This is a genomic window from Streptomyces sp. B8-7 (assembly GCF_058833805.1).
The window spans coordinates 155,363-180,166 of the sequence record NZ_JBYRRL010000006.1 but is presented as its reverse complement, the minus strand read 5'-3'; the positions used below and the strand labels follow the sequence as shown (position 1 = coordinate 180,166).

Sequence of the window (24,804 nt, the reverse complement as noted above, 5' to 3'; positions counted from 1 at the left end):
CACTCGTATGGGCCTGGCTTCCTCTCGCGGTCCCCCGCGGGCCGTCTCGGGGCCGTCTGAGGGGGACCAACCACGGCCGCGAGCGACCAACAACGACCGTCATCGCGTGACGCGGTTCCGTCACGCCATGGCAGCCTCCGCCCAGCTAGACCCAGGTGTCCAGCCACATCCGGGAGCGCCAGTCGTCGATGGGGATGGCGGTGCCGGTGTAGATCGGCCAGAAGTAGACGAAGTTCCAGGCGATCAGCAGGACCAGGACGCCCGCGCCGGTCGCGCCGGCCACGCGGCGGGCCTCGGTCGAGCCGGGTGGGCCGACCAGCGCGCCGACCAGCATGGCCACCGCCAGGCACAGGAACGGCACGAACACGACCGCGTAGAAGAAGAAGATGGTGCGTTCCTGGTAGAAGAGCCAGGGCAGGTACCCGGCCACGACGGCGCAGGCGATCGCCCCGGCCCGCCAGTCACGGCGGAAGAACCACCGCCACAGGACGTACAGCAGGGCGAAGCAGCCCACCCACCACAGCACGGGCGTGCCCAGCGCCAGCACCTCGCGCGCACACTTGTCGCCCGCGTCGGCCGGGCAGCCGTCCTGGCCGGGTGCGGGCGACTCGTAGAAGTACGACACCGGGCGGCCCAGCACGAGCCAGCTCCACGGGTTGGACTCGTAGGTGTGCGGCGAGTGCAGTCCGATGTGGAAGTCGTACACCTGGTTCTCGTAGTGCCACAGGCTGCGCAGCCAGTCCGGGAACAGCCACGACCAGTCGCTGCCGCGCCCGTTCGCGGTGGCCCAGTCGCGGTAGTAGCCGCCGGTGCCGTCCGACGGGGACAGGATCCAGCCGGTCCACGACAGCAGGTAGGTGGCGACCGCCACCGGCACGGTCGCCAGGAAAGCCCACCCCAGGTCGTACTTGAGCACGGCCGTGTACGGGTGGCGGGCGCCCGCCACCTTGCGCGAGCCGATGTCCCACAGCACCGTCAGCACGCCGAACGCGGCCAGGAAGTACAGGCCGTTCCACTTGGTGCCGATGGCCAGGCCCAGCATCAGCCCCGCGGCCCAGCGCCACGGCCGCACGCCCAGCCGCAGGGTGTCGGCGGTCCGCGCGTCCGGGCGGACCCGCCCGTCGGGGCCCGCGGGCAGCGCGGCGGCGAGTCCGGCGCGCGCCCGGTCGCGGTCGAGGACGAGGCAGCAGAACGCGGCGAGCACGAAGAACATGAGCACCCCGTCGAGCAGCGAGGTGCGGCTCATCACGAAGTGCAGGCCGTCCACCGCGAGCAGTGCGCCGGCCAGGCAGCCGAGGAACGTGGACCGGAACAGCCGCCGCCCGATCCGGCACACCATCAGCACCGACAGCGTGCCGAGCAGCGCGGTCATGAACCGCCAGCCGAACGGGTCGAACCCGAAGACCAGCTCGCCGAGACCGATGACGTACTTGCCGACCGGCGGGTGGACGACGTACGCCGCCTCCGTGGGGATCGGCACCTGCCCGTGCGAGGACAGGATCAGGTCGTTGGCGTCCTTGTCCCAGTTGACCTCGAAGCCGCGGTGGACGAGCGCCCAGGCGTCCTTGGCGTAGTACGTCTCGTCGAATATCACCGCCTTCGGGCTGCCCAGGTTCCAGAACCGCAGCACGCCCGCGAACAGCGTCACCAGCAGCGGCCCGAGCCAGCCGGAGAGGCGGGTGAGCACCGCCGCGCGTCCGGGCGGGACACCGAGCACCGCCCACAGACGGGGGGAGGGCTCGGCGTACGGCGGTACCAGCCGGTCCCGGACGTCGCCCTCGGGCCGCGCCGCGTGGCCGAACCGGCGCAGCCGCTGCCGCCACGGCGGCCCCTGGTCGTGCGGGGAGCCCTGCTCGGGGCGGGAGCCCACCGGGGAGGCGGCGGCCTCCGGGGACTCCGGAGACCCCGGAGACGCTGCGGACTCCGAGGGCTCCTGGGACGCGGATGACGCCGAGGACGCCGAGGACGCGGTACTGGTCACCGCGCCATCGTAGGGAACGGTGCTGTGTGAGTCCCGTGCATGGGGAGGATGCGTCGGACCGGAGAGGCGTACGGGGCGCCGCGAAGGCCTCCCGGGCGCGGCGGGCGGCGGACGGTGACGGGCGCGGGAGGCAGCGGGGCGCCGGCGGTGGCGCCGGCGGTGGCGCCGGCGGTGGCGCCGGCGGTGACGGTGGCCGTGGCACGAGGCAGCGGGGCGCCGGCGGTGGCGGTGGCCGTGGCCGTGGCACGAGGGGGCGCCGTCGCTTTGGGAGGATGGTGGGGTGACTGGAACCCTTGTACTGGCGGGCACCCCCATCGGCGACATCGCGGACGCGCCGCCCCGGCTCGCCGAGGAACTGGCCGGCGCCGACGTGGTCGCCGCCGAGGACACGCGGCGGCTGCGCCGGCTCACCCAGGCGCTCGGAGTGGCCCCCAAGGGCCGGGTGGTGTCGTACTTCGAGGGCAACGAGACGGCCCGCACCCCCGAACTCGTGGAGGAACTCCTCGGCGGTGCGCGGGTGCTGCTCGTCACGGACGCCGGCATGCCGTCGGTGTCCGACCCCGGCTACCGGCTGGTCGCCGCGGCCGTGGAGCGGGACGTCCGCGTCACCGCCGTGCCCGGCCCGTCCGCCGTGCTCACCGCGCTCGCCCTGTCCGGGCTGCCCGTCGACCGCTTCTGCTTCGAGGGGTTCCTGCCCCGCAAGGCCGGTGAGCGGCTCGGCCGGCTGCGGGAGGCGGCGGGGGAGCGGCGCACCCTCGTCTACTTCGAGGCGCCGCACCGGCTGGACGACACCCTCGCCGCGATGGCCGAGGTGTTCGGCGCGGACCGGCGCGCCGCCGTGTGCCGGGAGCTGACCAAGACGTACGAGGAGGTCCGGCGCGGTCCGCTGGCCGAGCTGGCGGCCTGGGCCGCCGAAGGCGTGCGCGGGGAGATCACCGTGGTCGTGGAGGGAGCCCCGGAGCGCGGCCCGGAGGAACTCGACGCCGCCGAGCTGGTGCGCCGGGTGCGGGTGCGCGAGGAGGCGGGGGAGCGGCGCAAGGAGGCCATCGCGGCCGTTGCGGCGGAGGCCGGGCTGCCCAAGCGGGAGGTGTTCGACGCGGTGGTCGCCGCGAAGAACGCGGGCGCGTGATCTATGCGGCCGGCCGACTGATTTCTGTGCAAAAGGTGTAGGGGGCAACGCAAAGCGCAGGCCTCGGGCCGCCGGCGTTGCGGCAAGGAAGGCCCAAAACGCCGCCAATAGTCGACAGGGCTGTCGCGTTCTCGACGGTCGAGGAGTGCACTGGTTGTCGGGGCTACCCGGGGGCGTACCCGTCCCCGCCCTCCAGCGGAACCAGGAGCTGGCATGACCGAGACCGCAGGGCAGACAGGCCACCGCACGCAGGCGGCGCCCGCCGCCGACGCCCACCCCGACGCCCACCCCGACGCCCACCCCGTCGCCCACCCCGACGCCCACCCCGTCGCCCATCTCGTCGTCCACGAGTCCTACGCCTTCGCCTGCATGCGCTGCGGCACCGGCTGGGAGCAGTCGTACGAGATCGAGCACCACTTCGACGCCGAGGGCCGCGAGTTCGTGGTGTACGTGGCCGACGGCCGGGTCGTGCCGTCCCCGCTCAGCCGTCCGCTGTGCCACAACTGCGACAGCCACGTCCTGCGCATCATGCGCGCCGGACGGGTGGCGACCGCGCGCAGGGCCGACCGCTCGCGGCAGCGGCCGCGCGGGCCCGAGGGGCGCGGGCCGGACGCGGCGGACACCGCGGGCGGGCCGGGCGGGGACCGGCACCGCTGGCACCTGTCGGACCTGCTGCACCCGTTCCAGCACAAGGCGGGCTGAACACCGGGCCGGCCGGGGCGCGGGCGGCCTTCCGTAGGATCGGGGCATGCCTTCGAACGCCGCCGACAGAAACACCGCGCCGCCCCTGCCCGCGCCCCTCGCGGTGCCGGTCGCCGACTCCCACACCCACCTCGACATGCAGTCCGGCACCGTCGAGGAGGCCCTGGCGAAGGCCGCGTCGGTCGGTGTGACGACCGTCGTGCAGGTGGGCTGCGACCTGGCCGGATCCCGCTGGGCCGCCCAGACCGCGGCGGCGTACGACGCCGTCCACGCCACCGTCGCCCTGCACCCCAACGAGGCCCCTCGCCTCGTCCACGGGGACCCCGACGGCTGGTCCCGGCAGGGCGCCCGCGCCCCCGGCGGGGACGCCGCGCTGGACGAGGCGCTCGCCGAGATCGACCGGCTGGCCGCGCTGGACCAGGTCAGGGGCGTCGGTGAGACCGGCCTCGACCACTTCCGCACCGGCGAGGAGGGCAAGGCCGCCCAGGAGCGCTCCTTCCGCGCCCACATCGAGATCGCCAAGCGGCACGGCAAGGCGCTCGTCATCCACGACCGGGAGGCCCACGCCGACGTCCTGCGCGTGCTGAAGGAGGAGGGTGCGCCGGACCGCACGGTGTTCCACTGCTACTCCGGCGACGCCGAGATGGCCGAGATCTGCGCCCGCGCCGGGTACTACATGTCCTTCGCCGGCAACGTCACCTTCAAGAACGCCCAGAACCTGCGGGACGCGCTGGCCGTCGCCCCGCCGGAACTGCTGCTGGTGGAGACCGACGCGCCGTTCCTCACCCCGGCGCCGTACCGCGGACGCCCCAACGCCCCGTACCTCGTCCCGGTCACCGTGCGCGCCATGGCCGCCGTGCGCGGCGTCGACGAGGACACCCTGGCGGGCGCCCTGGCCGCGAACACCGCGCGCGCCTTCGGCTACTGACCCCGCCCGCCGCACGACGCGTCGCGGGCCCCGCGGCGCAGCCCGGACGCGCGTCCCGTGCGTGCGTGCCGTGCCCGCATGCCGAGCGTGCGTCCCGTGCCCGCTTTCCGTGCCCGTGTGCCGAGCGTGCGTCCCGTGCCCCCTTTCCGTGCCCGCATGCCGAGCGTGCGTCCGTAGGTGGAATCCGGCGGGCACCCCCGTGCGGAGCCGTCCGCGGGGAGGGTGCGCACCGGCTCCGCCACGGTGCGTGGTCGCGTCGCTTTGGAGAGTGACCGTCACTCCGCTAGGTTCTGGGGGCCCGATCGGGACCCCTGTGGACCGCTATGGACTCCTGGAGCGTGTCGGTGTGAGCGATTCGCCGTACGTGCGCGACGAGCGGTACGCGCGCATCCCCGAGTACGACCCGTTCGACGGCCCGGGCCCCGCGTACGCCCCGGGCGCGGGGGGAGCGTCGTACGCCCCTTTCGATCCGCACACCGCCGACACCCTCGGATACGGCGAGACCTACCCGGGCGGCCCCGGCCCGGCGGCCTCCCCGGCCCCGTCCCGCCCCCTCGGCCCCTACGGGACGCACCCCGACACCTACGTGCGGGGCCCGGACACGTACGCCCCCGCCCACGCGTCCCACCGGGAGTCCGGCCGTCCCGCCGGCCCCTACGGGACCCAGGCCTCCCACGGGGGCCACGCCCCGCGCGACACCGCGCTGCCCCGCCAGAGCGTCAGCCCGGCGGACGCGGGCCGCCCGGCGCCCGGAGGTCCGGCACCCACCGGTTCGGCACCCACCGGTCCGGCACCCACCGGTCCGGCGCCCGCCGGCGGCTCGGCGGGGCGGGCCCACACACCGCGCCGCGCCGACGGCTCCGTGCGCCGGCTGCTGCCCCAGGCTCTGGTGGTCGCCTTCCTCGCGGGCGGCACCAGCGCCTTCGTCGCCGAGGACAAGGCCGTCGAACTGACCCTCGACGGCCGGTCGCGGACCCTGCACACCTTCGCCGACGACGTGAGCGAGCTGCTCGCGCAGGAGGGCGTGCACATCGGGGCGCACGACGTGGTGACACCCGCCCCCGGCACCGGTCTGGAGGACGGCGGCGCGGTCGAGGTCCGCCACGGGCGCCCCCTGCGGCTCACCCTCGACGGCCGGCGGCACGAGCTGTGGACGACGGCACGCACGGTGGACGAGGCGCTCGGACAGCTCGGCGTGCGCGCGGAGGGCGCCTACCTCTCGGCCGCACGCTCGCTGGGCATTCCGCGCGCGGGCCTGACGCTCGACGTCCGCACCGAGCGCTCCGTGACGGTCATGGCGGACGGCCGCGCCCGCACCATCCGCACCAACGCCGCGACCGTCGGCGAGGCCGTCGAGCAGGCCGGAGTCACCCTGCACGGGCAGGACACCACCTCCGTCCCGCCGGGCAGCTTCCCCCGCGACGGGCAGACCGTCACCGTACTGCGCATCACCCGCAGCAAGGAGGTCCGCGAGGAGCCGATCCCCTTCGAGGTGGAACGGACCGAGGACCCGACGCTGTTCCGCGGCACCGTCTCCGTCGAACAGCCCGGACAGCCCGGCCTGCGCAGGGTCACCTACCACCTGCGCACGGTCAACGGCGTCCGGCAGCGGCCCCGCACCGTCGACACCGAGATCGTGCGCCGGCCGCGCCCCCGGATCGTCAAGGTCGGCACCCGGCCGATGCCCACCGCCGTGCGGGGCGCCGACCGCCTCGACTGGGCGGCCCTCGCCGCGTGCGAGTCCGGCGGCCGGCCCAGCGCGGTCGACCCCTCCGGCACCTACGGCGGGCTGTACCAGTTCGACGTCCGCACCTGGCAGGGACTCGGCGGCAGCGGCCGCCCGCAGGACGCGCCCGCCGCCGAGCAGACCTTCCGCGCCAAGAAGCTCTACGTGCGCCGCGGTGCGAGCCCCTGGCCGCACTGCGGGGCCCGGCTGCACGGGTGAGCCCTCCACCCGGTCCTCCCCGCACCGCCGGGTCCGCACGCCCCGGCCGTGCGGGAGGGCCGGCGCACCCCCGTACCCTTGTGCCGTGAGCAGCCCCACCCCCGACGCCCTCCTCGGGCCCGCCGACGTCCGCGACCTCGCGACCGCGCTCGGCGTGCGCCCCACCAAGCAGCGCGGCCAGAACTTCGTGATCGACGCCAACACGGTCCGCCGCATCGTGCGCACCGCGCAGGTACGCCCCGACGACGTGGTCGTGGAGGTCGGACCGGGGCTCGGCTCCCTCACCCTCGCCCTGCTGGAGGCGGCCGACCGGGTCACCGCCGTGGAGATCGACGACGTGCTGGCCGCGGCGCTGCCCGCCACCGTCGCGGCCCGCATGCCGCAGCGGGCGGACCGGTTCTCGCTGGTGCACTCCGACGCGATGCACGTCACCGGACTGCCCGGCCCGGCACCGACCGCCCTCGTGGCGAACCTCCCGTACAACGTGGCGGTGCCCGTGCTGCTGCACATGCTGGAGACCTTCCCGAGCATCGAGCGCACCCTGGTGATGGTCCAGGCGGAGGTCGCCGACCGGCTCGCCGCGGCCCCCGGCTCCAAGGTGTACGGCGTGCCCTCCGTGAAGGCGAACTGGTACGCCGACGTCCGGCGGGCCGGCGCCATCGGCCGGAACGTCTTCTGGCCCGCGCCCAACGTCGACAGCGGCCTGGTGGCGCTGACCCGGCGGACCGAACCGCTGCCGACCACCGCCACCCGGAAGCAGGTCTTCGCCGTCGTCGACGCCGCCTTCGCACAGCGCCGCAAGACACTGCGCGCCGCCCTCGCCGGCTGGGCCGGCTCCGCGGCAGCCGCCGAGGCCGCCCTGGTCGCGGCCGGGGTGTCGCCGCAGGCTCGCGGGGAGGCGCTGACCGTGGAGGAGTTCGCCCGGATCGCCGAGCACGGCCCGCGCACCGGGCAGGACCCGCGCACCCCGCACGGACGGCCCGCCCGGCAGGAGGAGAGCGGCAAGTGAGCGTCACCGTACGCGTACCGGCCAAGGTCAACGTCCAGCTCGCGGTGGGCGCCGCCCGCCCCGACGGATTCCACGACCTGGCCAACGTCTTCCTCGCCGTCGGACTGTACGACGAGATCACGGCCACCCCGTCCCCCGGCGGACTCCGGATCACCTGTGAGGGCCCCGACGCCGCCGAGGTCCCCCTGGACGCCTCGAACCTCGCCGCCCGCGCGGCCGTCGCGCTGGCCGCCCGGCACGGCCGCACGCCCGACGTGCACCTCCACATCGCCAAGGACATCCCCGTCGCCGGCGGCATGGCCGGCGGCAGCGCCGACGGCGCGGGCGCGCTGCTCGCCTGCGACGCGCTGTGGGGCACCGGCGCATCCCGCGAGCACCTGCTGGACATCTGCGCCGAGCTCGGCAGCGACGTGCCGTTCAGCCTGATTGGCGGGGCCGCGCTGGGCACCGGACGGGGCGAGTGCCTGACGGAGCTGGAGGTGGGCGGCGCCTTCCACTGGGTGTTCGCGCTCGCCCACGGCGGGCTGTCCACGCCCGCGGTGTTCCGGGAGTTCGACCGCCTGACCCAGGGCACGGACGTCCCCGCGCCGGCCGCCTCCCCTGACCTGCTGACCGCGCTCGCCAAGGGCGACGCCCACGCCCTCGCCGCGAGCCTCGTCAACGACCTCCAGCCCGCCGCGCTCTCGCTGCGGCCGTCCCTGGCGGACACCCTCGCGGCCGGCACGGCCGCCGGCGCCCTGGGCGCGCTGGTGTCCGGGTCCGGCCCGACGACGGCGTTCCTGTGCGAGTCGGGCGCCGCCGCCGAGAAGGTCGCCCACGCCCTGACGGCCTCGGGCACCTGCCGCGCGGCACGCCTCGCGCAGGGGCCCGCGCCGGGCGCGACCGTCCTGTGAGGCCCCGCCTCGGAGTGCGTCGATCGCGGTGAGGCCGATGTCGCGGGGTACGGACGGTCGGCGTCCTGGCGCCTGCTCCTCCACGGCAGCCGCCCCTCCCCGTCCACGTCATCACAAAGAGTGACCGCCCCCTCGCGCGCCGCCCGCCACCCCCGAGGCCCTACGCTTGAAGGCTGATCGATCCCCGCGCTCAGGAGTGAAATGGCCGTCAACCTGGTCAATGTCGAGAACGTCAGCAAGGTGTACGGCACCCGTGCCCTGCTGGACGGGATCTCCCTGGGCGTGTCCGAGGGCGACCGCATCGGCGTGGTCGGCCGCAACGGCGACGGCAAGACGACGCTGATCCGGATGCTGGCCAAGCTGGAGGAGGCCGACTCCGGACGGGTCACGCACGCCGGCGGCGTGCGCATGGGCGTACTCACCCAGCACGACTCGCTCGACCCGCGGGCGACCGTCCGGCACGAGGTCATCCGGGACATGGCCGACCACGAGTGGGCGGGCAACGCCAAGGTCCGCGACGTGCTCACCGGCCTGTTCGGCGGCCTGGACCTGCCCGGCTTCCCCAAGGGCCTGGACACCGTCATCGGCCCGCTCTCCGGCGGCGAGCGGCGCCGGATCGCCCTGGCCAAGCTGCTCATCGAGGACCACGACCTGATCGTGCTCGACGAGCCCACCAACCACCTCGACGTCGAGGGCATCTCCTGGCTGGCCCGGCACCTCGGCGCACGCCGCTCGGCGCTGGTGTGCGTCACCCACGACCGCTGGTTCCTCGACCAGGTCTGCACCCGCATGTGGGACGTCCAGCGCGGCACCGTCCACGAGTACGAGGGCGGCTACTCCGACTACGTCTTCGCCCGCGCCGAACGCGAGCGCATCGCCGCCGGCGCGGAGGCCAAGCGGCAGAACCTCGTCCGCAAGGAGCTGGCCTGGCTGCGCCGGGGCGCCCCCGCCCGCACCTCCAAGCCCCGCTTCCGCGTCGAGGCCGCGAACGAGCTCATCAAGGACGTCCCCCCGCCCCGCGACAGCAGCGAGCTGATGAAGTTCGCCTCCTCCAGGCTGGGCAGGACCGTGTTCGACCTGGAGGACGTCGGCATCGAGGCCGGCCCCAAGACGCTGCTGAGGCACGTCACCTGGCAGCTCGGACCGGGCGACCGCATCGGCCTGGTCGGCGTCAACGGCGCCGGCAAGACCTCCCTGCTGCGCGCCATGGCCGAGGCCGCCCGCACCGAGGGCGAGGCCCAGCCGGCCGGCGGCCGCATCACCGTCGGCAGGACCGTCAAGCTCGCCTACCTCTCCCAGGAGGTCGCCGAACTCGACCCCGCCACCCGGGTCCTGGAAGCCGTGCAGCAGGTGCGCGAGCGCGTCGACCTCGGCAAGGGGCGCGAGCTGACGGCCGGACAGCTGTGCGAGACGTTCGGCTTCAACAAGGACAAGCAGTGGACGCCGGTCGGCGACCTCTCCGGCGGCGAGCGGCGCCGCCTGCAACTGCTGCGTCTGCTCATGGACGAACCCAACGTCCTCTTCCTCGACGAGCCCACCAACGACCTCGACATCGAGACCCTCACCCAGCTGGAGGACGTCCTCGACGGCTGGCCCGGCTCGATGATCGTCATCTCCCACGACCGGTTCTTCGTCGAGCGCACCACCGACACGGTGTACGCGCTGCTCGGCGACGCCACGCTGCGGATGCTGCCGCGCGGCATCGACGAGTACCTGGAGCGCCGTCGCCGGATGGAGGAGGCCGCAGCCGCCTCCGCCCCCGCCGCCGCGGCGAAGCCCGCCGCGGAGCGCAGCGCCGCCGACCAGCGCGCGGCGAAGAAGGAACTCCAGCGGATCGAACGGCAGTTGGACAAGATCTCCGAGAAGGAGAGCACGCTGCACGGCCGGATCGCCGAGCACGCCACCGACTTCGCGAAGGTCGCCGAACTCGACGCGGAGCTGCGCGCGCTCTCCGGCGAGCGGGAGGAACTGGAGCTGCGCTGGCTGGAACTCGCCGAGGACGCCTAGGGCGTGTTTCGAAAGTAGCGTCGTCTGCCCGAAGGGCAGGCCTGGCGGCGTCTGGTGCGTGCGATCGCAAGGCGGAGGGTCGCCCCGATACTGGATGTATCGGGGCGAGCCCGACAACGCGGCGAGCGTGCGTGCCAGACGCCGCCAGGCAGGCGGGACTTTCGAAACACGCCCTAGGGCTCGCCCGCGCCCGCCTGCCCCGAACCACCGCCGTCCGTACGGCCGTCCGCGCCCGCCCGGGGGGCGCGGACGGCGCGTGAAGGGGGCGTGAAGGCGCGTAACGGCCTCATCACGACCCGGTCCGCCCTTGGGAACAGGGGACGATCCGGGCGTCTTGACGCCCTGGGGCGGGTGATAGAAAGAGCCGTCCGCGAACGGTCCGCGAACGGTCCGGCGCCGGACAGGTCCTGGGTCGTCCACGCACCTCAGGGCGGGGCTAAACGTCAGTGAACGAGGGGGAGAACGCTGATGACTCAGCCGCCCGACCAGCCGCCGCAGGGCGGATTCGGGGCACCGAAGGATCCGCCGCCCGGCAGTGGCTTCGGCGCTCCCCGGCAACCGGCGCGGCAGGTGTCGCAGCCCTCCGGGCAACCGCCCGACCGGCAGCCCGCGGCGCAGGACGGGCCGTCCCCGCAGCCCGGCCAGCCGCCTGGGCAGCCCGCCGCGGCCCAGCCGCCGCAGCCACAGCCCGGTCACGGCCACCCGCACCAGCCCGGCCCGTACGCACAGCCCGGCCCCTGCACGGTGCCCCAGCAGCCCGGCCCCCACGGGCAGCCGCCGCAGCCGGGCCCGTACGCACAGCCGGGCCCCTACGCCCCGCAGCCCGGCTACGGCTACCCGCAGCAGGCGCCCTACCCGGGCGCGCCCGTGCCCCCGCCCCCGGCCGGCCGGTCCGGCGGCTCCTTCAGGGGCAGGCCGGCCCTGATCGCCGGCGCGGCGGCGGTCGCGCTGCTCCTCGTCGGCACCGCCGTGTACGCGGTGACGCGCGGCGACGGCGGCGGCGATCCCGCGCCCGCCAAGCCCGTCGCCGCCGGGAGGAGCGGCGACGCCGGGCCGTCCGCCTCGGGCGCCCCGGCCGACCCCGGCGACGGCAAGGGCGACGGCGGCGACGAGCCCGAGGACCTCAACGAGGGCCGCAGGCCCGGCGAGACGAGGGTGCTCTGGTACCAGGAGGCGCCCGACGCCCCCGGCTCCGGCGCCGACGCCGACGGCATGTGGATCGGCGACACCACCGCGGTGAAGGCCGCCTACAAGCAGCTGTTCGCCTGGAACGTCGCCGACGGCGAGCCCGCCTGGGACCCGGTCACCTTCCCGCAGAGGATCTGCGCGGTGACCCCGCAGAAGACCGCCGACGACGCGATCGTCGTGGCGTACATGAGCGGCGCGAGCGACCGCGCCAAGTGCAACCGGCTCCAGCGCGTCGACCTCGCCACCGGCGAGCAGGGCTGGAGCGGCGAGGTGCCCGACGGCGCCCTGTTCGACAGCGCCATCACCGTCGAGCTCTCGCTGACCGGCGACACGCTGATGGTGGGCCGGTCGCAGTCGGGTGTGGCGTACGACGCGACGTCCGGACGCAAGCTGTTCGAGGTGGCGAAGTACGGCAAGGCCTGCTATCCGAGCGCGTTCGCGGGCGGCAGCAGGCTGATCTCCGTGGCGTCCTGCGGCGCCGCCACCGCCGACGAGCACGAGGAACTGCGGGAGCTCGACCCGAAGACCGGCAAGGTCAAGTGGACGTTCCCGTACGACAAGGGGTACCGCGTCGACCGGACCCTGTCCGTGGACCCGCTCGTGGTCTACAGCGAGAACAAGGACGAGAACACCTGGAACATCGCCACGTTCACCGCGCGCGGCGCCGTCCGCTCCCAGGTCGAGACCGAGGAGCCCGTCGCCCCCGAGTGCGGCTGGTCCGTCCTCCACCGTGCTCTGACCGGCTGTCAGGGCGTGGCCGTCGGCGGCGACACGCTCTTCCTGCCGACCGGGGCGAGCGGCGGACCCAACGAGATCCTCGCGTTCAGCCTGGCCACCGGCAAGGAGCAGTGGCGGGTGAAGTCCCCGGCCGACGAGCCGATGCTGCCCCTGCGGGTGGACGGCGGCAGCCTCGTCGCCTACGTCGAGCCCTCGTACGACGAGGGCGGCCGGGTCGTCTCCGTCCCGGTGTCCGGCGGTGCGCACACGCCGGTGACACTGCTGCAGAACCCGTCGGCCGCCGCCCGCATCGAGAACGGTTTCTTCGCCCGCGACCTGGAGTGGTCCGGCGGCCGGCTGTTCCTGTCGTCGACCCGGCTCACCGGCTATGACGAGGACCGGGAGAAGCTGATGATGGCCTTCGGCGAGTGACCGCTCCGGTCCGGCTCCCGGTCTCCGGTCCGGCTCCCGGTCTTCGGTCCGGCTCCCGGTCTTCGGTCCGGCTCCCGGTCTCCGGTCCGGTCCCCGGTCCGGTCCCCGGTCCGGTCTCCCCGGTCCGGTCCCCGGTCTTCGGTCCGGTCTCCCCGGTCCGGTCTCCGGTCCGGTCTCCCCGGTCCGGTCCCCGGTCTCCGGTCCGGTCCTCGGTCCGGTCTCCCCGGTCCGGCTCCCGGTCTCCGGTCCGGTCTCCCCGGTCCGGCTCCCGGTCTCCGGTCCGGTCTCCCCGGTCCGGTCCCCGGTCTCCGGTCCGGTCCCCGGTCTTCGGTCCGGTCCCCGGTCTCCGGCCCGGAACCGCGGCCGGAACGGTTCCGCCGGTTCCGGTTCCGCCGGTCCTGCCCCGGCCGCCTCGCTCCCGGCCGCCCGCGCCGCGGACTGCCCGGGCGGCCGGCCCCGCGGGCGGATCCGGCGCCGGCCGGGTGGTCCGGCCCGGTCCCCGGCCTCGTGGACCGGCCCGACGCCCGGCTCCCGCAGGGGGCATCCGCCACCCGCAGGGGCATCCGCCACCCGTCGCCCGTCCCCCAGACCCGTCCGAGCTTCCGCTCTCCCCCGTCCGCTTCACCGAGGTATCCACACGATGAGCACCCCGCCCCCGCCGCCCGGCCCGTCACAGGACCCGCCCTCACAGGACCCGCCCTCACAGGACCCGCCCTCACAGGACCGGTCCCAGCCGGACCGGTCCGAGCCGAGCCGACCCTTGCCGGACCGCCCGCCGCAGGATGCCCCGCAGCCGCAGCCGCAGCCGCAGCCGCAGCCGCAGCCGCAGCCGCAGCCGCAGCCGCAGCCGCAGCCGCAGCCGCAGGCCGGTTTCGGCGACCCGCCCCCGCCGCGGACGGGGCCGCAGCCCGGCGCCGGGCCGGGGCAGGCGCCGTCGGCACCGCCCCTGCCGCAGAGCCCGGCCGCCCGCCCCGGCCCCTACGGCCCGCCCCAGCAGCCCGCCGCGGCCCAGCCGCAGCCGCCGGGGCCCGGCTACGGCTACCCGCAGGCCGCCCCGCAGCCGCCGGGGCCCGGCTACGGCTACCCCGGCGGGCCCAACCCGTACGCCCAGCCGCAGCCGGGCGGGTACGGGCCGGGCCCCGGCCACCCGCACCCAACCGCGCCGATGCCGTCGCAGAACGGCGGGCCGGCCGCCGCGCGGGCGGTCCGGGCGCAGGTGGCGATCGTCGTCTCGGCGGTCCTGGCGATCGCGCTGATCATCGGCGGCGGCGTCTGGTACGCCGGCACGCACGGCGGCAAGGACGACACGGCGCGGTCCGGCGGCGGTCCCTCCGGCGGTACGGACTCGGGCTCCGGAGCAGCGGCCGACGGCACGGCCGGCGACGACAAGGACGGGGACGGCGGCGGCTCCACCCCCGCCGAGGCCGTCGAGAAGGCGCCCGCCGACCCCGCCTCCAAGGTGCTGTTCCAGGTGCCGATGCCGAAGGTCGAGGAGAACGAGACCGTCGCCGTCGCGGGCTCCTGGCTCACGGACGGGGTGTACGCCAAGAGCGGCATCGCCGAGGTCGTCGGCTACGACCCCGACAAGGGCACCGAGAAGTGGACCGTGAAGCTGCCCGGCCCGGTGTGTCACGCCAGCCGGTTCACCGGCGGCGACGGCAAGGCGGCCGTCGTGTTCCAGCCACGGATGCCCGCCAAGAGCTCCTCCGAGGGTTGCAGCCAGGTCGCCGCCATCGACCTGGTGGCCGGCACCAAGCTGTGGACGAAGACCGCCAAGCTCGGTGACTCCCTCATCACCTGGGACAACGTCACCATCAGCGGGGCCACGGTCGCGGTGGGCAGCACCAGCGGCGGCGCCGCGTTCGACCTCGTGTCCGGCGAGCCGCTGTGGTCCCCCAAGCCGGGCGACACCTGCTTCGACGCCGGATACGGCGGCGGCCCCCAGCTGGTCGCGCTGCGCAAGTGCGGCCAGTACGGCAACCGCACGCTGCATGTGCAGACCCTCGACGCGAGGTCGGGGAAGGTGCGGTCCGAGTACAAGATGGCCCAGGGCATCGAGTACGCCGGCATCGTCTCCACCGACCCGCTGGTGCTGGCCGCCGAGGCCGGCCGCAACGGCGGCGACTCCCCGGGCGTCCTGGACTTCTTCGCCGTCGACAACCGGACCGGGAAGCTGCGCGGCCACGTCACGGCCCCCGACGACCAGTACGTCGCCGACTGCGACGGCATCTCCCGGGTCGAGGGGTGCGACGGCGCGGTCGTGGGCAACGACCGGCTCTACCTGGCGACCGAGGACCACGACGGAGCCGCCGAGTACAGCGAGACCAACGAGATCGTCGCCTTCGACCTGGCCACCGGCAAGCAGACCGGCCGGCGCGCGGACGCCGGCGACAACTACGGTCTGTGGCCGCTGCGCATGGACGGCCCCGACCTGATCGCCTACAAGACCCCGCCCTACGACAAGGGCGGCCAGGTCGTCAGCATCGACCCCGATTCCTTCGAGCAGACGGTCCTGCTGGAGAACCCCGGCGACGAGAAGGTCCGCGAAGCGGAGGCCGGGTTCCTGCCCAGCTTCTCCGAGATCCGCTACGCGCGGGGCCGGCTGTTCCTGGCCGACGTGTACGCCGGCTCGCCGGGATCGCTCTCCGGCGACACCGACTACCTGTTCGTCGCCTTCGGCGTGGGCTGAGCCCGCGGCCGGGCGGGCCGCCGCCCCGCCGCGGGCGCCGTGCCCCCGCTCGCCGCCGCCCCGGACCCTGCCCCTGTTCAGGGGCGGGGTCTTGCGCGTTGTCGTGCAACACCGTCGAATGAGAGGAATGTCGGCGATCCGGGGCACTTCTCATGAGTACCGGGGACGCGGCGTCGAACAAGCGTGTAGCTTCCGGGTGCAGATGAGGGCGGGGACGCCGGAGCCCCGGTGAACGGGGTCCGTCCATGGTGACTTCAGGAAACCGCAGAGGCGTCCGGGGGGACTGGGGGGTCTCGATGGGAGTACGGCTCATGGTGGTCGATGACCACCGTCTGCTGGCCGAGGCGCTGGCCTCGGCGCTGAAGCTGCGCGGGCACCGGGTGCTCGCCGCGGCGGCGCCCGCGGCGGGCGCCGCGGACCTGGTCATCGCGCGGGCGCCGGAGGTGTGCCTGCTGGGCACGGGCACGCCCGCGGAGCCGGGCGCCTTCGACCCGGTGGTGCGGATCAAGCGGGAGCGCCCGCAGGTGGCGGTGCTGGTGCTGGGCCCGGTGCCCAGCCCGCGCGGGATCGCGGCGGCGTTCGCCGCGGGTGCCTCCGGGTACGTCCGGCACGACGAGCGCATAGAGGGCGTCGAACGGGCCATCATGAAGGCCCGTCAGGGCGAGGCGGCGGTCGCGCCGCAACTGCTGCAGGGCGCGTTCGGTGAGCTGCTCAACCCGGCGGCCCAGCCCGACGACGAGGGCCGCAGACTGCTGGAGATGCTGACGCCGAGGGAGGTGGAGGTGCTGGTGCGGGTCGCGGACGGCGAGGACACCCGGCTGATCGCCGCGGGAATGGGCATCGCCCCGTCCACCGCCCGCACCCATGTGCAGCGGGTGCTGATGAAGCTGGGTGTCGGCTCCCGGCTGGAGGCGGCCGCTCTGGCGGCCCGCACCGGCCTCCTGGACCGGGCGGGCCCGGCACCCGGCCCGGCACCCGGCCCCGCATCCGGCCCCGCATCCGGCCCGGCGGCGGGCCCGGCGTCCGGCCCGGCGCCGGAGCGGAGGCGCTGAGCGGCGGGCGGCGTCCACTGCGGTCCGGCCGGGCCCGGGAGGGGGCGCGGGGAACCGCGCGACCGGCCGCCACGGCGCTGCGGCCGACCGGCGTCGTGCCGCGGAACGTCCGGCGGAGCGCGGGGAGCGCAGGCCCGCCCTACCCGCGCGGCGGCTCGCCCCCCTCACCCCCGGAGGCTCCCGTCCGCGTCACGTCGGCCGCGCCTCCCGCGTCTCCTGGACCTCCCGGACCTCTCGCGTCTCCTGGACCTCCCGGACCTCTCGCGTCTCCCGGACCTCCCGGACCTCTCGCGTCTCCCGGACCTCCCGGACCTCTCGCGTCTCCCGGACCTCCCGGACCTCCCGCGTCTCCCGGACCTCCCGGACCTCCCGGACCTCCCGCGTTTCCTGGGCCTCCCGCGCTGCCTCCCGCGCTTCCCGGGCTTCCCGCGTCTCCCGGGCTTCCCGCGTCTCCCGCGCTTCCCGCGTCTCCCGCGTCTCCCGGGCCTCCCGCGTCTCCCGGGCCTCCCGGGCCTCCCGGGCCCTCCGTGCCGGAGGGACCGCCTGCGCCGGGGCCTCCCGGTCCCTGCTCCCGCGGCGGTTCGTCCTGTGGCGGCGGGGCCGTGGGCCGCAGCCTCAGCCAGGCCAGGAAGAACAGGCCGAGCAGCAGCATGCCCAGCCCGGTCCACAGATTGATGTTGACGCCCTCGGCCTTGTCCACGTCGGCGTCTGACGCGGTGAACCCGGCGATCGTGACGATCACGCCGTACAGCACGAACAGTCCGCCGATGATCCGCCGGATGTCGAACAGCCGGGCGGCCGTCGCGGACCTGCCCGCCAGCGCGGTCACCTCCTCCTGGACGTCCTTGTCGGAGTATCCGTGATGCTCGGTCATGGTTCCTCCGGTACGCGGTCGGTGGGGCTCAGAACGAGAACGGGATGTAGCAGGCCGCCGCCAGGACCACGGCGCCCCAGCCCAGCAGGGCGGGCCTGCGGTACCAGGCGTCGTCGCCCTCGGCGGGCGGCTCCGCCGAGCCGGGGGAGCGGGTGCCGTAGACCAGGCCCCGGAGCTCCTCCTCGGGCCTGGGCGCGGTGAACAGCGACACCGCGGCCATCACCACGGCGCCGGCCGCGAAACCCGCGATCGCGGAGACGAAGTTGGCGCCCTGGTCGGTCGGGATGGAGACGACGTCCAGCTTGTACAGGACGAAGTAGTTCACCATCGCCGCCGTCGTACCGGCCAGCAGACCCCAGAAGCCCGACTTCATCGACGCCCGCCGCCAGAACATGCCGACCACGAACACCACGAACATCGGCACGTTGAAGAAGGAGAAGAGCGTCTGGAGGTAGCTCATGATGTTCGAGAACGACGAGGCGAGGAACGCGGTGCCGATCGAGGCCAGCACACCGACCGCGGTGATCAGCCGGCCGAAGCGCACGTAGTAGCCGTCCTCCCGGCCCCGCACCACGTACCGGGCCCAGACGTCGTTGGTGAACACCGTGTTGAAGGACGACACGTTCGCCGCCATGCCCGCCATGAACGCCGCCAGCAGCCCCGTCACCGCGATGCCCAGCATGCCGTTGGGCAGCAGGTCCTGCATCAGGTACGGGATGGCGTCGTTGTACTGGTAGCCCGACTGCTCGGTGCCGAAGCCCGGGACCAGTGCCGCCGCGGCCAGGCCGGGGATCATCACCAGGAACACGATGAAGATCTTCGGGTACGCGGCGATGAGCGGGGTGCGCCGGGCCGCGGACAGGTTCCTCGCGGACAGCGCCCGCTGCACCTCGGCGAAGTTCGTCGTCCAGTACCCGAAGGACAGCACGAAACCGAGCCCCAGCACGATCGTCAGCCAGTTCGCGCCCAGCGGGTTGTCGCTGCCGATGCCGGTGCCGCCCCAGGCGGTCACGAAGTCCGGGCCGTGCGTCCTCGTGAGGGTGTCCGTCAGGCCGTCCCAGCCGCCGGTCCTGCGCAGCGCGAGCACCGTGAGCGGGATCAGCGCCGCCAGGATCACGAAGAACTGGAGCACCTCGTTGTAGATGGCCGAGGACAGCCCGCCGAGGGTGATGTAGGCCAGCACGAAGAAACCCGCGACGACGATCGCCACCCACTCCGGCCAGCCCAGCAGCGCCTCCACCACGATCGCGAGGGCGTACAGGTTCACCCCCGCGATCAGGACCGCCGCGAACGCGAACAGCAGCGCACTCAGCAGGTGCGCCCCCCTGTCGAAGCGCAGCAGCAGGAACTCCGGCACCGAGCGGACCTTGCTGCCGTAGTAGAACGGCATCATCACCAGGCCCAGGAACACCATCGCCGGGATGGCGCCGATCCAGTACCAGTGCACGGTGTACGCCCCGTACTCGGCGCTGTTGGCCGCCATGCCGAGGATCTCCGTCGCGGCCAGGTTCGCCGAGACGAAGGCCAGGCCGGTCACCCAGGCGGGCAGCGAACGCCCGGACAGGAAGAAGTCCAGGGTCGTCCTCACCGAGCGGCGGGCGGCGAAACCGATGCCCAGCACGACGACGAAGTAGATCGCCAGGATCGTGTAGTCGAGCCAGTTCGTGGAGAGCCGCAGTTCAGCGGCGAGGTGCACGGGCTGGGGAGGGGTGTGCATCCGGACCTCACCTCGGTCGATGGTCACTGGTCGCCGGTCACTGGTCGCCGGTCGCCGGTCGCCGGTCACTGATCGGGGTCACCGGTCGCTGGTCACCGGTCGGCGGTCATTGGTCGGTGGTCGGTGGTGATGGGCGGGCGGTCCACCTCGGGCTGGTGACTGTCGAGTGTTTCTGTGCTTCCATGTGTTTGGTTCTGTTGGAAAAGTTTCCCGGATGGTGCGTGCGATGCACGTCACCCACCGGACGGATCAGGAGAGACGGAGCGTCACGGTGAAGAAGACCTCGACCCGGCTGGCCGACGGTCGTGAGCTCATCTACTACGACCTGCGGGACGACTGCGTGCGCGACGCGGTCGACCGCCGCCCCCTGACGCCCACCGTCACCACATCGGAGGTACGCCGCGACCCCCTGCTCGGCGACGCCGTCGCCGTCGCCTCCCACCGCCAGGACCGCACCTACCACCCGCCCGCCGACTCCTGCCCCCTGTGCCCCTCACGCGAGGGACGGCCCAGCGAGATCCCCGACACGTCGTACGACGTCGTCGTCTTCGAGAACCGCTTCCCCTCCCTGGCCGGCGACTCCGGCCGCTGCGAGGTGGTCTGCTTCACCCCCGACCACGCCGCGTCCTTCGCCGGCCTCACCCGGGAACAGGCCCGCCTCGTCCTCGACGCGTGGACCGACCGCACCGCGGAGCTGTCCCATCTCCCCTCCGTGCGACAGGTGTTCTGCTTCGAGAACCGCGGCGCGGAGATCGGCGTGACCCTCCAGCACCCGCACGGGCAGATCTACGCCTACCCCTTCACCACACCCCGTACCGCGCAGATGCTGCGCCGCGCCGCCGCGCACCGCCGGAGCACCGGCACGAACCTCTTCGACGCCGTCCTGCAGCGTGAACTCGCCGCCGAGCGGGTCGTCCTGCAGAGTGAACACTGGGCCGCGTTCGTGCCGTACGCCGCACACTGGCCCTACGAGGTCCACCTGTACCCCAGGCGCCGGGTGCCGGACCTGCTCGGGCTCGACGAGGCCGCACGCGCCGAGTTCCCCCGGATCTACCTGGAACTTCTACGGCGCTTCGACCGTATCTTCGGCAAGGGTGAACCGCCCACGCCCTACATCGCCGCCTGGCACCAGGCGCCGTTCGGGCCGGCGGAGCACGACGGCGTCCACCGCGACGACTTCGCGCTGCACCTGGAGCTTTTCACCATCCGAAGGACTTCCGGCAAGCTGAAGTTCCTCGCGGGCTCCGAGTCCGGCATGAGCGTGTTCATCAACGACGTGCCGCCGGAGCGCGCGGCCGAGCGACTGCGAGAGGTAGCGAGTTCATGAAGTACCTGGTGACGGGCGGGGCGGGATACGTCGGCAGCGTGGTCGCCCAGCACCTGCTGGAGGCCGGCCACGAGGTCACCGTCCTCGACGACCTCTCCACCGGCTTCCGCGAGGGCGTCCCCGCGGGCGCCGCCTTCGTCGAGGGCGACATCCGCGACGCCGCCAAGTGGCTCGACCCGTCCTACGACGCCGTCCTGCACTTCGCCGCCTTCTCCCAGGTCGGCGAATCCGTGGCGACGCCCGAGAAGTACTGGGACAACAACGTCGCCGGCACCATGGCCCTGCTGGCCGCCCTGCGCGAGGCGCGCGTGCGCAAACTGGTGTTCTCCTCCACCGCCGCCACCTACGGCGAACCCGAGCAGATCCCCATCCCGGAGAGCGCCCCCACCCGCCCCACCAACCCCTACGGCGCCACCAAACTCGCCGTCGACCACATGATCACCGGCGAGGCGGCCGCCCACGGCCTCGGCGCGGTCTCCCTGCGCTACTTCAACGTGGCCGGCGCCTACGGCGGCCTCGGCGAACGCCACGACCCCGAGTCCCACCTGATCCCCCTCGTCCTGCAGGTCGCCCAGGGCCGCCGCGACGCCATCTCCGTCTACGGCGACGACTACCCCACCCCCGACGGCACCTGCGTACGCGACTACATCCACGTCGCCGACCTCGCCGAGGCCCACCTGCTCGCACTCGACGCGGCCACCCCCGGCGAACACCTGATCTGCAACCTCGGCAACGGCGAGGGCTTCTCCGTCCGACAGGTCGTCGAGACCGCCCGCCAGGTCACCGGACACCCCGTCCCCGAGGTCGTCGCCCCCCGCCGGCCCGGCGACCCCGCCGTGCTGGTCGCCTCCGCCGACACCGCCCGCGACCGGCTCGGCTGGCGCCCCTCCCGCCCGGACCTCGCGGGCATCGTCGCCGACGCCTGGCAGTTCGCGCAGCACACCACGAGGGAGCAGTGAGGTGGCGGAACACGAAGTCCGAGACGCCTTCGCCGCCCTGTACGGAACCGCACCCGACGGCGTCTGGTCGGCACCCGGCCGGGTCAACCTGATCGGCGAACACACCGACTACAACGACGGCTTCGTCATGCCGTTCGCCCTGCCCCAGACCGCGCTCGCCGCCGTCTCGGCCCGCACCGACGGCGTGCTCCGCCTGCACTCGGCGGACACCGGCCACGGCATCGCCGAACTCCGCCTGGACGACCTGCGCCCGCAGACCGACACGGAGTGGACGGCCTACCCGGCAGGCGTGGTGTGGGCCCTGCGCGAGGCCGGACACCCGGTCACCGGCGCCGACCTCCATCTCGCCTCCACCGTCCCGGCCGGCGCCGGCCTGTCCTCCTCGGCGGCCGTCGAGGTCGTCACCGCCCTCGCCCTCAACGACCTGTTCGAGCTGGGCCTGGCCCGCTGGCAGCTGGCCCGCCTCTGCCGCCGCGCGGAGAACGCGTACGTCGGCGCGCCCACCGGACTCATGGACCAGACCGCGTCCGCCTGCTGCCGCGACGGCCACGCCCTGTTCCTCGACACCCGCGACCTGGCGCACCGGCAGATCCCCTTCGACCCCGCCGCACAGGGGCTGCGCCTGCTCGTCGTCGACACCCGGGTCCGGCACGCGCACACCGAAGGCGCCTACGGCAGGCGCCGCGCCGGCTGCGAGAAGGGCGCCGCCCTGCTCGGCGTGGACGCCCTGCGCGACATCCCCCACGACGGCCTCGACGAGGCCCTCGCCCGGCTCGACGACGAGGAGACACGCCGCCTGGTGCGCCACGTCGTCACCGAGAACCGGCGCGTGGAGCGCGTGGCGGAACTGCTGCAGGCCGGCGACATCCGCGGCATCGGCCCCCTCCTCACCGACAGCCACATCTCCCTGCGCGACGACTTCCGGGTCTCCTGCCCCGAACTCGACCTGGCCGTCGACACGGCGCTGTCACACGGCGCGCTCGGCGCCCGCATGACCGGCGGCGGCTTCGGCGGCTCCGCCGTCGTCCTCGCCGAGGCCCCCGCCACCGCCGCCCTCGCCCGGGCCGTCGACAAGGCCTTCACCACCGCGGCCCGCACCCCGCCCAGAACCTTCGAAGTCCTCCCGTCCCCCGGCGCCAGACGGCTCAGCCGAGGTGCTTGACCAGGGTGTACTCGGTGACCCCCGGCGGGTAGTCGGGGATCGCGCACACCACCTCGTAGCCGTGCCGGTGGTAGAAACCGGGCGCCTGGAAGTCCCAGGTCTCCAGCCGGGAGCCGCTGCAGCCGCGCTCCTCGCGCGCGATCCGCTCCGCCTCCGCCAGCAGGCGGCTGCCGAGGCCGCGTCCGCGATGGCGCTCGTCGACCCAGAGCATCGCCACATGCAGCCAGGACGTCCAGGTGTACCCGACCAGCCCGCCCGCCGGCCGGCCCGCCGCCCCGCCGCCCTCCTCGGAGGCCCACAGGTGCAGCGCGCGCTCGCGTTCCCGGGCGGTGCCGCGCAACGCACGCAGCACCGGGGAGGCCGCCGTGTTGCTGTCGCGCAGACGTGAACGGAGCAGATCACGCCGTGCCTTGTCGACTTCCGCCTCGATACGAAACATGCGGCACACCATAAACGCGCCCGGCGGCCAGTTCTGCAAATAGCCTTCCGCTGCCGGGCCCCGTCCGTACTCTGATGAGCAGCACCGGTGGGGGCCGGTGTCCGCTCAGGGGGCGAGACGGTCGGGTACGACGCCAGAAGCGGGGGTAGCACTGTCCGCACGGCGGCGGCCGGCGCGGCGCGACGCTCCGGACGCCGTACCCGCGCCTGTCCGGTTCTCCCGACCTTGGCATCCCCTGCTCGCGAGCGAGCTCGGGGAAGGGGGTTTTGTGGTACGCATCCGAGTCCTGGTCGTCGACGACCACCGCATCTTCGCCGAATCGCTCGCCGCCGCACTGGCCGCCGAGCCCGACGTCGACGTCTCCGCCGCCGGCAGCGGCCCGGCGGCGCTGCGCTGCCTGGAACGCGCGGCCGCCGACGGCCGCCGGTACGACGTGCTGCTCGTCGACGCAGACCTCGGCGGCGGCGTCCCCGGCGCTCCGGGCGGCCCCGGACCCTCCGGCACCCCGGGCGGCGCGCCCGGCGTCCGGTCCACGGTCCCCGTCCAGCCCGTGGCGCCCGTGATGCCGGTGACACCCGTGCCCGGCACCGACGGCGCCGTCGACGGGATCGCCCTGGTCGCCGCGGTACGCACCGCCCAGCCCGGCGTCCGCACCGTCGTCCTCGCCGAGAAGGACGAACCGCGGCGGGCGGCGCACGCCCTGCAGGCCGGGGCGTCCGGCTGGGTCGCCAAGGACTGCTCCCTGTCGCGGCTGCTCACCGTGATCCGCGGAGTGCTGCGCGAGGAGACCCACCTGCCGCCCGCCCTGCTCACCGGCGTGCTGCGCGAGCTGACCGCCGCCCGCCGGCACCGCACCGAGAGCGAACGCCTCGTGGAGTCCCTCACACCCCGCGAGCGCGAGGTGCTGCGCTGCATGGTGGCGGGCCTCGGCCGCAAAGCGGTCGCCGAACGGCTCTTCCTCAGCCCGCACACCGTCCGCACCCACATGCAGAACGTGCTGGGCAAACTGGGCGTCCACTCCACCCTCGCCGCCGTCGCCCTCGCCCGGCGGGCCGGCGTCGGCCCCGCCGACCTAGCCGGGAATGTTGTCGAACGGGGCGGTCAGCTGGCGTAGCAGGGACGCCAGTTCACCGCGCTGCGCACGGGACAGCTCCCCGAGGATCGCCCGCTCCTGCTCCAGCAGACCGGCCAGCGCCTGATCGGCCCGGTCACGGCCCTCCCCGGTGAGGCGGACCAGCACACCACGTCGGTCGCTCGGGTCGGGCAGCCGCTCGACCAGGCCCTTCTTGGCGAGCCGGTCGATGCGGTTGGTCATCGTGCCGGAGGTGACGAGGGTCTGCGTCAGCAGCTGGCCCGGCGACAGCTGGTACGGCGCCCCCGCACGCCTGAGCGCCGTCAGCACGTCGAACTCCCACGGCTCCAGACTGTGCTCGCTGAACGCCAGCCGGCGCGCCCGGTCCAGGTGCCGGGCCAGCCGGCTCACCCGGCTGAGCACCTCCAGCGGCTCCACGTCGAGGTCCGGGCGCTCCCGGCGCCACGCTGCAACCAGCCGATCGACCTCGTCCTCCATGACGATCAGTGTAGTGGTTGTGTCGACGTGAAGTCTCTTGGGATCGAGTTTCTTGACATCGAGATTTCTCCGGGAGGACAGTGG

General features: G+C 74.2%; 18 protein-coding genes and 1 pseudogene. 14 read left to right on the top strand and 5 right to left on the bottom strand.

What is annotated here, in order from left to right:
- Positions 1 to 145: 145 nt before the first annotated feature.
- Positions 146 to 1,870 (bottom strand): dolichyl-phosphate-mannose--protein mannosyltransferase, encoded by a 1,725-nt coding sequence (locus AC5K6T_RS29085; RefSeq protein ID WP_493214289.1) that lies wholly within the window; start codon positions 1,868 to 1,870, stop codon positions 146 to 148.
- Positions 1,871 to 2,261: 391 nt separating this feature from the next.
- Here AC5K6T_RS29085 and rsmI point away from each other — a divergent pair, with 391 nt between their 5' ends.
- From rsmI to AC5K6T_RS29035, 10 genes are all read left to right on the top strand, one after another.
- On the top strand, positions 2,262 to 3,110 hold the full coding sequence (rsmI, locus tag AC5K6T_RS29080) for a 16S rRNA (cytidine(1402)-2'-O)-methyltransferase (RefSeq protein ID WP_493213757.1): 849 nt from the start codon (positions 2,262 to 2,264) through the stop codon (positions 3,108 to 3,110).
- A 213-nt stretch (positions 3,111 to 3,323) separates the two neighbouring features.
- Complete coding sequence (locus AC5K6T_RS29075) at positions 3,324 to 3,812, top strand: hypothetical protein (protein WP_493213756.1); 489 nt, start codon at positions 3,324 to 3,326, stop codon at positions 3,810 to 3,812.
- Between the two features lie 46 nt (positions 3,813 to 3,858).
- Positions 3,859 to 4,740: a TatD family hydrolase gene (locus AC5K6T_RS29070; RefSeq protein WP_493213754.1), complete on the top strand. Its 882-nt coding sequence runs from the start codon at positions 3,859 to 3,861 to the stop codon at positions 4,738 to 4,740.
- A gap of 346 nt (positions 4,741 to 5,086) precedes the next feature.
- Entirely contained in the window at positions 5,087 to 6,685 is a 1,599-nt protein-coding gene (locus AC5K6T_RS29065; protein ID WP_493213752.1) for a resuscitation-promoting factor, read from the top strand.
- Between the two features lie 85 nt (positions 6,686 to 6,770).
- Complete coding sequence (rsmA, locus tag AC5K6T_RS29060; protein ID WP_493213750.1) at positions 6,771 to 7,694, top strand: 16S rRNA (adenine(1518)-N(6)/adenine(1519)-N(6))-dimethyltransferase RsmA; 924 nt, start codon at positions 6,771 to 6,773, stop codon at positions 7,692 to 7,694.
- Positions 7,691 to 8,587 (top strand): 4-(cytidine 5'-diphospho)-2-C-methyl-D-erythritol kinase, encoded by an 897-nt coding sequence (locus AC5K6T_RS29055; protein ID WP_493213748.1) that lies wholly within the window; start codon positions 7,691 to 7,693, stop codon positions 8,585 to 8,587. The genes rsmA and AC5K6T_RS29055 overlap by 4 nt, the downstream gene beginning before the upstream one ends.
- Before the next feature lie 201 nt (positions 8,588 to 8,788).
- Entirely contained in the window at positions 8,789 to 10,594 is a 1,806-nt protein-coding gene (locus AC5K6T_RS29050; protein ID WP_493213747.1) for an ABC-F family ATP-binding cassette domain-containing protein, read from the top strand.
- 468 nt (positions 10,595 to 11,062) lie between these two features.
- Positions 11,063 to 12,931 carry an outer membrane protein assembly factor BamB family protein gene (locus AC5K6T_RS29045; RefSeq protein WP_493213745.1) on the top strand — a complete coding sequence of 623 codons (1,869 nt, stop codon included), beginning with the start codon at positions 11,063 to 11,065 and terminating at the stop codon, positions 12,929 to 12,931.
- Positions 12,932 to 13,571: 640 nt separating this feature from the next.
- Positions 13,572 to 15,620, top strand: coding sequence for an outer membrane protein assembly factor BamB family protein (locus AC5K6T_RS29040; RefSeq protein ID WP_493213744.1), 2,049 nt, complete (start codon positions 13,572 to 13,574; stop codon positions 15,618 to 15,620).
- Positions 15,621 to 15,916: 296 nt separating this feature from the next.
- Entirely contained in the window at positions 15,917 to 16,672 is a 756-nt protein-coding gene (locus tag AC5K6T_RS29035; protein WP_493213742.1) for a helix-turn-helix transcriptional regulator, read from the top strand.
- Positions 16,673 to 17,237: 565 nt separating this feature from the next.
- On the opposite strand, the pseudogene AC5K6T_RS29030 reads toward AC5K6T_RS29035, so the two are convergent.
- Both AC5K6T_RS29030 and AC5K6T_RS29025 read right to left on the bottom strand, forming a co-directional pair.
- Positions 17,238 to 17,546, bottom strand: a pseudogene (locus AC5K6T_RS29030) (hypothetical protein); the annotation flags it as partial.
- 28 nt (positions 17,547 to 17,574) lie between these two features.
- Positions 17,575 to 19,263 (bottom strand): sodium:solute symporter family protein, encoded by a 1,689-nt coding sequence (locus AC5K6T_RS29025; RefSeq protein WP_493213741.1) that lies wholly within the window; start codon positions 19,261 to 19,263, stop codon positions 17,575 to 17,577.
- A 271-nt stretch (positions 19,264 to 19,534) separates the two neighbouring features.
- On the opposite strand from AC5K6T_RS29025, the gene galT reads away from it, so the two are divergent.
- From galT to galK, 3 genes are read left to right on the top strand one after another with little or no spacing between them, the layout of a single operon-like run.
- Complete coding sequence (galT, locus tag AC5K6T_RS29020) at positions 19,535 to 20,590, top strand: galactose-1-phosphate uridylyltransferase (RefSeq protein WP_493213739.1); 1,056 nt, start codon at positions 19,535 to 19,537, stop codon at positions 20,588 to 20,590.
- Positions 20,587 to 21,549 (top strand): UDP-glucose 4-epimerase GalE, encoded by a 963-nt coding sequence (gene galE, locus AC5K6T_RS29015; protein ID WP_493213737.1) that lies wholly within the window; start codon positions 20,587 to 20,589, stop codon positions 21,547 to 21,549. Before galT ends, galE begins: the two co-directional genes overlap by 4 nt.
- Before the next feature lies 1 nt (position 21,550).
- The gene (galK, locus tag AC5K6T_RS29010; RefSeq protein ID WP_493213735.1) at positions 21,551 to 22,711 is read left to right on the top strand and encodes a galactokinase; all 1,161 of its coding nucleotides are present in this window, start codon (positions 21,551 to 21,553) and stop codon (positions 22,709 to 22,711) included.
- On the opposite strand, the gene AC5K6T_RS29005 is transcribed toward galK, so the two are convergent.
- Positions 22,695 to 23,162, bottom strand: a complete 468-nt coding sequence (locus AC5K6T_RS29005; RefSeq protein ID WP_493213733.1) for a GNAT family N-acetyltransferase — start codon at positions 23,160 to 23,162, stop codon at positions 22,695 to 22,697. The two genes, galK and AC5K6T_RS29005, sit on opposite strands and share 17 nt — an antisense overlap.
- A 256-nt stretch (positions 23,163 to 23,418) precedes the next feature.
- On the opposite strand from AC5K6T_RS29005, the gene AC5K6T_RS29000 reads away from it, so the two are divergent.
- The gene (locus AC5K6T_RS29000) at positions 23,419 to 24,264 is read left to right on the top strand and encodes a LuxR C-terminal-related transcriptional regulator (RefSeq protein ID WP_493213731.1); all 846 of its coding nucleotides are present in this window, start codon (positions 23,419 to 23,421) and stop codon (positions 24,262 to 24,264) included.
- On the opposite strand, the gene tamR is transcribed toward AC5K6T_RS29000, so the two are convergent.
- Entirely contained in the window at positions 24,223 to 24,720 is a 498-nt protein-coding gene (tamR, locus tag AC5K6T_RS28995; RefSeq protein ID WP_493213730.1) for a MarR family transcriptional regulator TamR, read from the bottom strand. The genes AC5K6T_RS29000 and tamR overlap by 42 nt on opposite strands.
- Positions 24,721 to 24,804: the final 84 nt, after the last annotated feature.

Bases quoted from the DNA above. Each gene is read 5' to 3' on its own strand.
- AC5K6T_RS29050 (WP_493213747.1), top strand. From the start codon at position 8,789: ATGGCCGTCAACCTGGTCAATGTCGAGAACGTCAGCAAGGTGTACGGC.
- AC5K6T_RS29035 (WP_493213742.1), top strand. From the start codon at position 15,917: ATGGGAGTACGGCTCATGGTGGTCGATGACCACCGTCTGCTGGCCGAG.
- AC5K6T_RS29070 (WP_493213754.1), top strand. From the start codon at position 3,859: ATGCCTTCGAACGCCGCCGACAGAAACACCGCGCCGCCCCTGCCCGCG.
- AC5K6T_RS29040 (WP_493213744.1), top strand. From the start codon at position 13,572: ATGAGCACCCCGCCCCCGCCGCCCGGCCCGTCACAGGACCCGCCCTCA.
- galE (WP_493213737.1), top strand. From the start codon at position 20,587: ATGAAGTACCTGGTGACGGGCGGGGCGGGATACGTCGGCAGCGTGGTC.
- AC5K6T_RS29025 (WP_493213741.1), bottom strand. From the start codon at position 19,263: ATGCACACCCCTCCCCAGCCCGTGCACCTCGCCGCTGAACTGCGGCTC.
- AC5K6T_RS29005 (WP_493213733.1), bottom strand. From the start codon at position 23,162: ATGGTGTGCCGCATGTTTCGTATCGAGGCGGAAGTCGACAAGGCACGG.
- AC5K6T_RS29075 (WP_493213756.1), top strand. From the start codon at position 3,324: ATGACCGAGACCGCAGGGCAGACAGGCCACCGCACGCAGGCGGCGCCC.
- tamR (WP_493213730.1), bottom strand. From the start codon at position 24,720: ATGGAGGACGAGGTCGATCGGCTGGTTGCAGCGTGGCGCCGGGAGCGC.
- AC5K6T_RS29045 (WP_493213745.1), top strand. From the start codon at position 11,063: ATGACTCAGCCGCCCGACCAGCCGCCGCAGGGCGGATTCGGGGCACCG.